Below are 10359 nucleotides of genomic sequence, written 5' to 3' on the forward strand. Positions count from 1 at the left end.
GCTCGACCTGAAATACCACGACATCCACCGCGACCGGGGCCTGTACTACCGGATGGAACGGGCTGGTCTGGTCGAGCGCGTCACCCGTGATCTCGACGTCTTCGAGGCCAAGTCACGCCCCCCGCAGACCACCCGCGCCCGGCTGCGCGGCGAGTTCATCAAGCGTGCCCAGGAGAAACGCCGGGACTTCACGGTCGACTGGGTCCACCTGAAGCTCAATGATCAGGCCCAGCGTACGGTCCTGTGCAAGGACCCGTTCCGTTCCGTTGATGATCGGGTCGACAAGCTCATCGCCAGTATGTGAGGACTCGAGCCCCTGTGATGTTCGTGCCGCGACGCGCCGGCGTCGTCCTGCCCTTCGCGTCAGCCCGTCCCGGCTCGCGTGGCAGCGGCCGTCGGCCGTCCGCCACCCGCCGGCACCTGCTCGCGGGTGCCGTGCTGCTCGCCCCGCTCCTGGTCGGCTGCGGCGCCTCCGACGCCCCCGACGGCACCAGGGCGGCGCCGGTGCCCTCCCGGACGGCCGCCGACGATACCTCCGGGCGGGTCCCCGCGGTCGCGGGTGCCACCGACCTGAGCCGCAAGCCGATCTCCGCGGCGGGCCGGGGGACGGCGCCGGCCACGCTGGTCACCACCGATCTCGTGACCGGTCACGGCGCGCTCGCCTCCGCCACCAGCACCGTCACGGTCCGGTACGTGGGCGTGCTCTGGCGCGACGGCAAGGAGTTCGACAGCAGCTGGGCGGGGGGCCAGCCGGCGACCTTCCCGCTGGACGGCACGATCGCCGGCTTCGGGCAGGGCATCGACGGGATGCGCGTCGGCGGCCGCCGCCAGATCATCATCCCGCCGGACCTCGGGTACGGCCCGGTGGGGGGACGTCCGCCGACGATCCTCGCCGACGACACCCTGGTGTTCGTGGTGGACCTGATCGCGGTCGACGGCGCCACGCCGGGTGTTGGGGCCGGCGCCGGCCAGCCGTAGCCCACGGGCCTTCACCCGGCCCGGCCGCGGGTGGCCCGGTGGGCCCGGTGGGACCGGTGGGACCGGTGCGCCAGCGGCGGGGATGGGGTGGTGCGTGCCCGGTGAACTCCGGCGGCTACCCTTTACGGGTGTGTCCCGGCGACGGGTGGAGCGGCTCCTCAACCTGACGATGTGCCTGATGGCGACATCGCGCTTCCTCACCGTGTCCCAGATCGGCGAGCTGGTGGAGGGCTACGAGCCCGGGCGCACCGAGGAGGAGCAGGACGCCTTCCGGCGGATGTTCGAGCGGGACAAGGCGTATCTGCGGGAGATCGGCATCCCCTTGGAGACCGGCGCTGACTCGGCGTTCAGCAACGAGACCGGCTACCGCATCCGCCGCGGCGACTACGCGCTGCCCGACATCGCCCTGGAACCGGACGAGGCCGCGGCCCTGGCCGTCGCCGGCTCGCTGTGGTCGAGCACGGCGCTCGCCGGGCCGGCCGCCAGCGCCCTGCGCAAGCTCGCCGCGGGCGGGGCCGCGGTGAGCGGTGGCGGGCTCGGCGCGCTCGACGGCTTCGAACCGCGGGTCGATGCGACCGAGCCGGCCTTCGAGCAGTGCCTCGCGGCGGTCCAGGCCGGTCGGACCATCCGCTTCCCGTACCGGAAGGTCGGTGAGATGGACTCCGCCGACCGGCACGTCGAGCCCTGGGGGGTGCTGTCGTGGCGGGGGCGGTGGTACCTTGCCGGGCACGACCTGCACCGTGGTGCGGCCCGGGTGTTCCGGCTGTCCCGGTTCACCGGCCCGGTGCGCATGGTCGGACCGGCCGGCGCGGTCCAGGTCCCGCCAGGGGTCGACCTGCGGGCGATGGTCTCGGCGCAGGCCCCCCCGGACCGCTTCCGGACCGCCACGCTGGCGGTCCGCCGGGGCAGCGCGCACGCGCTGCGGCGGTACGCCCGCCCGTCGCCGGATACGAATCCACCGCCGGGCATGGATCTGCTGGAGATGGACTTCGCCGACACCGAACAGCTCGCCCGGTGGATCGTCGGATCGGGTCCGGACGTCGTCGTCGTCGACCCACCCGAGCTGCGCGCGGCTGTGGTCGGTCGGCTCCGGGCGGCCCTCACGGGCACCGCCGCCACGCTCGCGGACACCGCCGCCCGCGACGTGGCGTCCCCACCTGCGGGGGTGCGCCGCGACGAACGTCCGGTGAGCGCCCGATGATCCGCCGTGCGGCGCCCGCCCCGGCTCATCGTCCACCGCCCGCCCCGGGCACGCGGTGAGTGCCGCCACCGACCGGCTGAGCCGGCTGCTCGCGCTCGTCCCCTGGTTGCGGGCGCATCCCGGGATCTCCCTGACCGAGGCGGCCGCGGCCTTCGGGGTCACCCCCCGCCAGCTGCGCGACGACCTCGACCTGCTGTTCGTCTGCGGCCTGCCCGGCGGCGCGCCCGGGGACCTCATCGACCTGAGCTACTCCGGCGATCAGATCACCATCGTCGATCCGCAGACCCTCGACCGGCCGCTGCGGCTGTCGGTCGACGAGGCGACCGCCCTGATCGTCGCAGCCCGCGCGCTCGCCGACGTGCCCGGCCTCGCCGGCCGCGAGGCCCTGGATCGGGCGCTGGAGAAGTTGGAGGAGGCGGTCGGCACCGCCGGCACCGCCGCCGTCGGCCAGGTACGCGTCACCCTCGACGTCCACGACGAGGTCCTCGCGGTGGTGCAGCGGGCGCTGCGGGACCGCCGGCGGGTGCATCTGCGTTACCTGGTGTGGTCCCGCGACGAGCTGACCGAGCGCGAGGTCGACCCGATGCGGGTGCTGGTCCAGGACGGCCGCTGGTACCTGGAGGGATGGTGCCACCGGGCGGAGGCGGTGCGGCTGTTCCGGCTGGACCGCATCGACGGGCCGGGCGGGGTGACGATCCTCGACGCCCCGGCGGTTCCGCCGCCGGGCACGGTGTCCCGCGACACCAGGGAGGGGATCTACCGGCCCGGCCCGGCTGACGTGCGGGTCGTGCTGGAGCTGGCGTCCCCGGCCCGGTGGGTGGCCGACTACTACCCGGTCACCGGGATGCGCGAGCTGCCCGGTGGACGGCTCGAGGTCACGCTGTACGCCGGGGAGACCTTCTGGCTGCACCGGCTGGTCCTCGGCCTCGGGGCCGACGTGCGGGTGGTCGAGCCGCCGGCGCTCGCCGAGGAGGTGCACGCCTTGGCCCGCCGGGCCCTGCTCGCCTACGGGCTCACGCCGACCGCCGAGTAGGGTGATCGGTATGTTCTGGGCGCTCCTCTACCTCGTCCTCATCGTCGGCGCGCTTGCCCTGCTGGCGCTCAGTGCGTGGCGGGTGTGGCAGAAGATGCGCGCGGTGCGGGCCGTCACGACGGAGCTGTCCGCGCGGGTCTCGGCCCTGGCCTCGGACACCGCGGCGCTCGCGGCGCGGCTCGACCACGCCGAGGTCAGTGCGCGGCTCGCCGAACGCACGTCCTGACCGGATCCTCGCCTGACCGGATCCGTGGTCCCCGTGTGGTCTGCCGGGAGCGACCGTCGCGTGACGTCGATCGTGCCATATGGCGTTGTGTCGCCACAATTTGGGACTTCCGGCTTGACGAGGTAGCGGTCGGTGATGATTTGGGTTTCCGGCGTCGTTGTGGACACGCTTTCCCCGCCGAGTGCTACGAGCTATCGTGCAGGCTGACTTCGTTGCGCATCCGTCATCTCCGGGATACCCGCACGCCGTCTATCCCCTCCTAGGCTGGCGGACGTAGCATCGATCGCACCGGTCGTCGGACCGGGCTCGGTACCGCGCTCATCGGAGGACGCCGACCATGCCAAACCTGGGCACCACCGAAATCATCATCATCGCTCTCGTCGTTCTGGTGCTATTCGGGTCGAAGAAGCTTCCCGACGCCGCGCGTTCCTTCGGTCGTTCGCTGCGCATCTTCAAGGCCGAGACGAAGGGCCTGCGCGAGGATGACCAGCCCGCGCTCGCGGCGCAGCCGGCCCCGTTGCCGATCGAGGCCCAGCCGCCGGTGGCCCAGCCGCAGGCCGTCGCGCCCGGTCAGGTCTCCGCCTCGTCCGTGAACGGCACCGCGTCGGCCGCCGACCGGGGCTGACCTCACGGCGGTTCCACGGCCTGTCGGGCGTCCGCCGGCGCCCCTTCCTCCTTCCTCTCGACCAGGAGCCGCCGACGTGCCAGGGTTGCCCACGCCGCGAAGGCTCGTCGCCTCGGTGAACCACCGCCGCACGCGCACTGTCGAGGACAGTCGCATGCCGCTCACCGAGCATCTGCGTGAGCTGCGCAACCGCGTCGCCATCGCGCTCCTCGCGTTCGCGATCGCCGGTGTCGTCTGTTTCATCTTCGAGCCGCGCATCTTCGACTGGCTCAAGGCGCCATACTGCGACCTGCCGGCGAGCAAGCGGTTCAGCCCGGACGGCCTGGCGGCGAACGACTGCACCCTGTACTTCTTCGGCATCCTCGACGCGTTCACCATCCGCCTGAAGATCTCCATGATCGCCGCGGTGGTGGTCTCCTCGCCGGTGTGGCTGTACCAACTCTGGTCCTTCATCACCCCTGGTCTGCACCGTCATGAGCGGCGCTGGTCACTGACCTTCGTCGGTGTCTCCCTCGTCCTGTTCGCCACCGGCGCGGTCTTCGCCTACCTGACGTTGTCGACCGGGCTGGGCCTGCTGCTCGGCTTCGGCGGCAACGGGCTGGTCAGCGTCCTGGACGGCAACCGGTACCTCAGCTACGTCCAGGCGATGCTGCTGATCTTCGGACTGTCGTTCGAGGTTCCGCTGCTCGTCACGATGCTGAATCTGGCCGGGATCGTCAGCACCGCCAAGCTGCGCTCCTGGCGGCGGCCCGAGATCTTCCTGGTGTTCGTGTTCGCCGCGGTCGTCACCCCCAGCCAGGACCCGTTCACCATGCTCGCGCTGGGCCTGCCCATGGTGCTCCTCTACGAGGTCGCGCTGATCATCGGGTGGCTGAACGACCGGCGGGTGGCCCGCCGCGGGGACACCTCCCCGTATGCCGACCTGGACGACGACGAGACCTCCCCGCTGGACTTCGACGACGCCCCGCCCCGCCCCGCGGCCTCCGCGGCGACGGCCACGTCGCCCGGCACGGTGAACCCGCCCGGCACGGTGAACCCTGCCGGCACCGGGTCGTCAACACCCGTCGGCGCGGGGACGGCCCCCGTCTCCCCAAGCACCGACGTCACCCACGGCGACATCACCTGACGCTCGTAGGTTCTTCCCGGCCGGTCGGGACCGGCATGAACCGGTCGGCTGCCGGCCGTCGCGTCCCGTAGGGTGGCTGATGTGTCCTCCACGCCCGAGATTCTTGTGGAGTTCGCCGCTGGCCTCCCCTTCGGACTCGACCCGTTCCAGTTCGAGGCGGTCGCGGCGCTGGCTGCCGGTGAAGGGGTGCTCGTCGCGGCCCCGACGGGAGCGGGTAAGACGGTCGTCGGCGAGTTCGCCGCCCATCTCGCCCTGCGCACCGGGACGCGTTGCTTCTACACGACGCCGATCAAGGCGCTGTCGAACCAGAAGTACGCCGATCTCGTCTCCCGCTACGGCGCCGTCTCGGTCGGCCTGCTGACCGGGGACACCTCCCGCAACGGCGACGCCCCGATCGTGGTGATGACCACCGAGGTCCTACGCAACATGCTCTACGCCGGCCCGGTCGACAACGGCCGGCTGGACGACCTCGGCTACGTCGTCATGGACGAGGTGCACTACCTCGCTGACCGCCAGCGCGGCGCCGTGTGGGAGGAGGTCATCATCCATCTGCCGGCGCAGGTCCGGCTGGTCTCCCTGTCCGCAACGGTGAGCAACGCCGAGGAGTTCGCCGAGTGGCTGGTCACGGTGTGCGGCCATACCCGGGTCATCGTCAGCGATCATCGTCCCGTTCCGCTGTGGCAGCATGTGCTCGCTGACCGCACCCTGTACGACCTGTTCCTCGAGGACACTGCCGGTACGCCGCCGCCGGGCGGATCCGCGGCACTCCGTGCCACCCTGGACGATGATCTCGTCCGGTCGAGGTGGAACGCCGGGGTCGAAGCCGGATTCGAGGTAACCGGCACCCGGCGCGCCGCCGTCGGCGACCGGGAGCGCGGCGGCGACCGGGACCGCGGACGGGGGCGGGGCGGCAACCGCAACGGCGAACGGGGCCGGGCCACCCAGGGTGGTCGCGGTGGCGACCGTGGCCGCAATGGGGGTGCCGGCCAGGCGCCCGTGGCAGCCATCCCCGCGGCCCGTGGTGGTCCGACGGCGGTCGGTGGACGAGTGGTGAACCCGGACCTGCTGCGGCTGGCCCGCGAGGAGAGCCGGGCGCTGTCGGGGGGCTCTCCCGCAGTCGGCCGCGGTCGCCCGGCGCCCGGCGCGCGCCGGCGGACGTGGGTGCCGGGCCGGCCGGAGGTCGTCGAACGGCTCGACCGCGACGGCCTGCTCCCGGCGATCGTCTTCGTGTTCAGCCGGGCCGGCTGCGATGCGGCGGTCACCTCCTGCGTGCGTGCGGGTCTGCGGCTCGTCGGCCCCGCGGAGCAGCAGCGGATCCGGACCCTGGTCCGGGAACGCACCGCCGGGATCCCCGAGACCGACCTCGCCGTGCTCGACTACTGGGCGTGGCTGGAGGGGCTGGAACGCGGCATCGCATCCCACCACGCCGGCATGCTGCCAACCTTCAAGGAGATCGTGGAGGAGCTGTTCGTCCAGGGGCTGGTCCGGGTGGTCTTCGCCACGGAGACCCTGGCGCTCGGCATCAACATGCCCGCCCGCACCGTCGTGCTGGAGCGGCTGACGAAGTTCAACGGCGAGAGCCGCGTGGACATCACCCCGGGGGAGTACACCCAGCTGACGGGCCGCGCCGGGCGGCGCGGCATCGACGTGGAGGGCCACGCGGTCGTCCTGTGGCAGCCGGGGCTGGATCCGCTCGCGCTCGCGGGGCTGGCCTCCACGCGGACCTATCCGCTGCGCTCGTCGTTCCGGCCGTCGTACAACATGGCCGTCAACCTGGTCGGCAGGCTCGGGCGGGAGCGGGCACGCACCGTGCTGGAGTCGTCGTTCGCGCAGTTTCAGGCCGACCGGGCCGTGGTGGGCCTGGCCCGGGCGGTGCAGCGCAACACCGAGGCGATCGACGCGAAGCGTGAGGCGTTGAGCTGCGACAAGGGTGACATCGGCGAGTACGACCGGTTGCGCCGGGAGATTGCTGAGCGGGAGGCCGCGCTGTCGCGGGAGGGTTCGGCGCGCCGGCGGGCCGAATCCGCGGCGGCGCTCGCCCGGCTGCGGACCGGGGACATCGTGCGGGTGCCCGCCGGGCGGCGCAGCGGGCTCGCTGTCGTGCTCGACGCCGACGCCGCCGCCGCCGCGAATGCCGCCGACGGCCCGCGGCCGGTGATGCTCACCGCGGACAGGCAGGTTCGCAGGCTGTCCCTGACCGACTTCCCGGTCGCCGTCGAACCGCTCGGCCGGGTCCGGGTGCCGCGGTCGTTCAACCCGCGCTCGCCGCAGTCACGCCGGGATCTGGCCTCCTCCCTGCGCGCCGCCGACGTCAACCCCGATGCCCCTCCGGGCCGGCGGGCCAGGGTCCGTTCGGCCGCGGCGGACGACGCCGAGCTCGCCCGGCTGCGCCGGGCCCTGCGCGCCCATCCGGTGCACGACTGTCCGCGCCGCGAGGAGCACCTGCGCTCCGCCGAGCAGGTCAACCGGCTGGTCAAGGAGACCGCCGCGATCTCACGGAAGGTGGAGGGTCGGACGAACACGGTCGCGAAGACGTTCGACCGGGTCCGCGCCGCGCTCGAGGACCTCGGCTACCTGGACGGGGACCGCGTCACCGCCGCCGGGCGGGTGCTCGCGCGCATCTATTCGGAGCAGGACCTGCTCGTCGCCGAATGCCTGCGCGCCGGCATCTGGGACGATCTCACCCCGCCGGCGCTGGCCGCCGCCGTGTCCACGCTGGTGTTCGAGCCGCGCGGTGACGACGTCGGCGTCCCGGCGCTGCCGGGCGGCGCGGCGCTACGCGACTGCCTCGCCGAGATGGTCCGGCTGTCGGAGCGGCTCGCCGAGGCCGAGCAGGCCCACCGGCTCGCGTTCCTGCGCCCGCCCGAGCTCGGATTCGTCGCCGTCGCGCACGACTGGGCCGCGGGCCGCACGTTGGAACGGGTGCTGACCGACAGTTCCGTGGAACTGACCGCCGGCGATTTCGTCCGGTGGATGCGCCAGCTCATCGACATCCTTGACCAGATCGCGCAGGTCGCTCCGATGGTGCGGGCGGACCCGGGAACGCCGGACGGCGCGCGGGTGCGCCGGACCGCCCGGGCTGCGATGGACGCCGTCCGTCGCGGGGTCGTCGCGTACGCGATGAGCGTCTGAGTCGTGGTCCCTTCCCGCGCCGTGGTCCCTTCCCGCGCCGTGCGCGCGTTCGGTCTGGTCCTCGGTGCCGTGCTGGACGGGCTGCTCGCCGACCCGGCGCGGCTGCATCCGGTCGCCGGGTTCGGGCGGGCCGCGTCCTGGCTGGAGAACCGGCTCTACCGGGACGGCCGGGCGCCCGGAGCGCTGCACACCGCGGTGCTGCTAGCCGCGGTCGCCGTGCCCGCCGTCGCCGCTGAACGCGCCGCTGAACGCGCCGCTGAACGCGCCGTCGCGCTCACGGCGGCGGTCACGTGGACCGTCCTCGGTGGCGCCTCGCTGCGCCGTCAGGGCCGACGCCTCGGCGAGGAGCTGCGCGCCGACGATCTCGCCGCGGCCCGGGAACGGCTCCCGGCGCTGTGCGGACGCGATCCGGCGTCGCTGGACGCCGCCGGGATCGCCCGCGGCGCGATCGAGTCCATCGCCGAGAACACCTCCGACGCGCTGGTCGCCCCGCTGTGGTGGGGGGCGCTCGCCGGCCTGCCCGGCCTGGTCACCTACCGGGCGATCAACACCCTTGACGCGATGATCGGACACCACAGCCCCCGGTACGAACGCTTCGGCTGGGCGGCGGCGCGCCTCGACGATCTGGCGAACCTGTTCCCGGCGCGGATGTGCGCGCTGGTGACCTGCGCGTGCGCCCCGGTCGTCGGCGGTTCGGCGGTCGACGCGTACTGGGTCATGCGCCGGGACGGCCGGTCGCATCCCAGCCCCAACGCCGGGATGATGGAGGCCGCGTTCGCCGGGGCGCTGGGGCTGCGGCTCGGGGGAGAGCTGCGCTACCCCTACCGCGTCGAGCACCGGCCGGAGCTCGGGTTCGGCCGGCGGCCGCAGGGCGCGGACGTCGCAGCCGCGGCCCGGTTGTCCGCGGCGGTGAGCGTGGTCTGTGTCGCGCTGACGGCGGCGGCGGCTCCGGTGGCGCGGCTGGTCACCTCCGCCCTGACCGCGCGCCTCGGCCTCGGTACCGGCTCCGGACGCTCTGGCTCCGAGGGCTCTGGTGGGCCCGGGAGAAGAGAGCGCCGCCGGTGAGCGGGGGACTGCTGGTCGCCGGGACCGCGTCGGATGCCGGCAAGAGCGTGCTGACCGCGGGGATCTGCCGGTGGCTGGCGCGGGAGGGGGTGCGGGTCGCCCCGTTCAAGGCGCAGAACATGGCGTTGAACTCGGCGGTCACCGCCGATGGTGCGGAGATCGGCCGGGCCCAGGCGATGCAGGCGGCGGCGGCCGGTGTCGAACCGGAGGCGGCGATGAACCCGGTGCTGCTCAAACCGGGGGGCCAGCGGCACAGCCAGCTCGTTGTGCTGGGCCGCCCGGTCGCCGAGGTCGACGCGCTCGGCTACCGCCCGTACAAGGAACGGCTGGCCGCGATCGTCCTGGAGTGCCTGGACGACCTGCGCGGCCGGTTCGACGCGGTGATCTGCGAGGGGGCCGGTTCCCCGGCGGAGATCAACCTGCGTTCGACCGACATCGCCAACATGGGCCTGGCGCGCGCCGCGAACCTGCCGGTGATCGTGGTCGGCGACATCGACAAGGGCGGGGTCTTCGCCGCCCTGTTCGGCACGCTGGCCCTGCTCGATGCGGCCGACCAGGCGTTGGTTGCCGGCTGGGTGATCAATCGATTCCGTGGCGACGCCCGGCTGCTCGAACCCGGGCTGCGCCAGATCGAACGGCTCACCGGCCGGCCGGTGCACGGCGTCGTCCCCTGGAAGGCGGGGTTGTGGCTGGACGTCGAGGACTCCCTCGACCTCGCCGCCTTCCCCGACGCCGAGCCCTGTCCCGAGGCGCGGCCTGCCTCGCACGGCGGTCGGCGGGAGGTGCTGCGGGTCGCCGTCATCCGGCTGCCCCGGCTGTCGAACGTGACCGACATCGACGCGTTGCGCGTCGAGCCCGGGGTCGCGGTGCGCCTGGCCACCCGACCGGACGAGCTCGCCGACGCCGACCTCGTGATCCTGCCGGGCACCCGTTCCACCGTCGAGGACCTGCGCTGGCTGCGTCGCCGTGGTCT

General features: G+C 73.3%; 10 protein-coding genes. All 10 read left to right on the top strand.

What is annotated here, in order from left to right; all coding sequences use genetic code 11:
* The coding region (locus AC08ON_RS05305; protein WP_476616548.1) for a proteasome accessory factor PafA2 family protein at nucleotides 1-304 on the top strand (304 nt) is incomplete at its 5' end.
* Between the two features lie 14 nt (nucleotides 305-318).
* Nucleotides 319-978, top strand: coding sequence for an FKBP-type peptidyl-prolyl cis-trans isomerase (locus AC08ON_RS05310; RefSeq protein WP_476606727.1), 660 nt, complete (start codon nucleotides 319-321; stop codon nucleotides 976-978).
* Between the two features lie 178 nt (nucleotides 979-1156).
* On the top strand, nucleotides 1157-2179 hold the full coding sequence (locus AC08ON_RS05315) for a helix-turn-helix transcriptional regulator (RefSeq protein WP_476606728.1): 1023 nt from the start codon (nucleotides 1157-1159) through the stop codon (nucleotides 2177-2179).
* Between the two features lie 55 nt (nucleotides 2180-2234).
* Nucleotides 2235-3212: a helix-turn-helix transcriptional regulator gene (locus tag AC08ON_RS05320; RefSeq protein ID WP_043590948.1), complete on the top strand. Its 978-nt coding sequence runs from the start codon at nucleotides 2235-2237 to the stop codon at nucleotides 3210-3212.
* Nucleotides 3213-3222: 10 nt separating this feature from the next.
* Nucleotides 3223-3438 carry a hypothetical protein gene (locus AC08ON_RS05325; protein ID WP_476606729.1) on the top strand — a complete coding sequence of 72 codons (216 nt, stop codon included), beginning with the start codon at nucleotides 3223-3225 and terminating at the stop codon, nucleotides 3436-3438.
* A gap of 337 nt (nucleotides 3439-3775) precedes the next feature.
* Nucleotides 3776-4063 carry a Sec-independent protein translocase subunit TatA gene (tatA, locus tag AC08ON_RS05330; RefSeq protein ID WP_476606730.1) on the top strand — a complete coding sequence of 96 codons (288 nt, stop codon included), beginning with the start codon at nucleotides 3776-3778 and terminating at the stop codon, nucleotides 4061-4063.
* Nucleotides 4064-4139: 76 nt separating this feature from the next.
* Entirely contained in the window at nucleotides 4140-5189 is a 1050-nt protein-coding gene (gene tatC / locus AC08ON_RS05335; RefSeq protein ID WP_476606731.1) for a twin-arginine translocase subunit TatC, read from the top strand.
* An 81-nt stretch (nucleotides 5190-5270) separates the two neighbouring features.
* Nucleotides 5271-8321: a DEAD/DEAH box helicase gene (locus AC08ON_RS05340; protein WP_476606732.1), complete on the top strand. Its 3051-nt coding sequence runs from the start codon at nucleotides 5271-5273 to the stop codon at nucleotides 8319-8321.
* 3 nt (nucleotides 8322-8324) lie between these two features.
* Entirely contained in the window at nucleotides 8325-9386 is a 1062-nt protein-coding gene (locus AC08ON_RS05345) for a cobalamin biosynthesis protein (RefSeq protein WP_476606733.1), read from the top strand.
* Nucleotides 9383-10359 (top strand): cobyric acid synthase (locus tag AC08ON_RS05350; protein WP_476616549.1); only part of this gene is annotated, 977 nt, incomplete at its 3' end. The genes AC08ON_RS05345 and AC08ON_RS05350, both read left to right, overlap by 4 nt.

This window comes from Frankia sp. CoWAU3 (genome assembly GCF_977971855.1).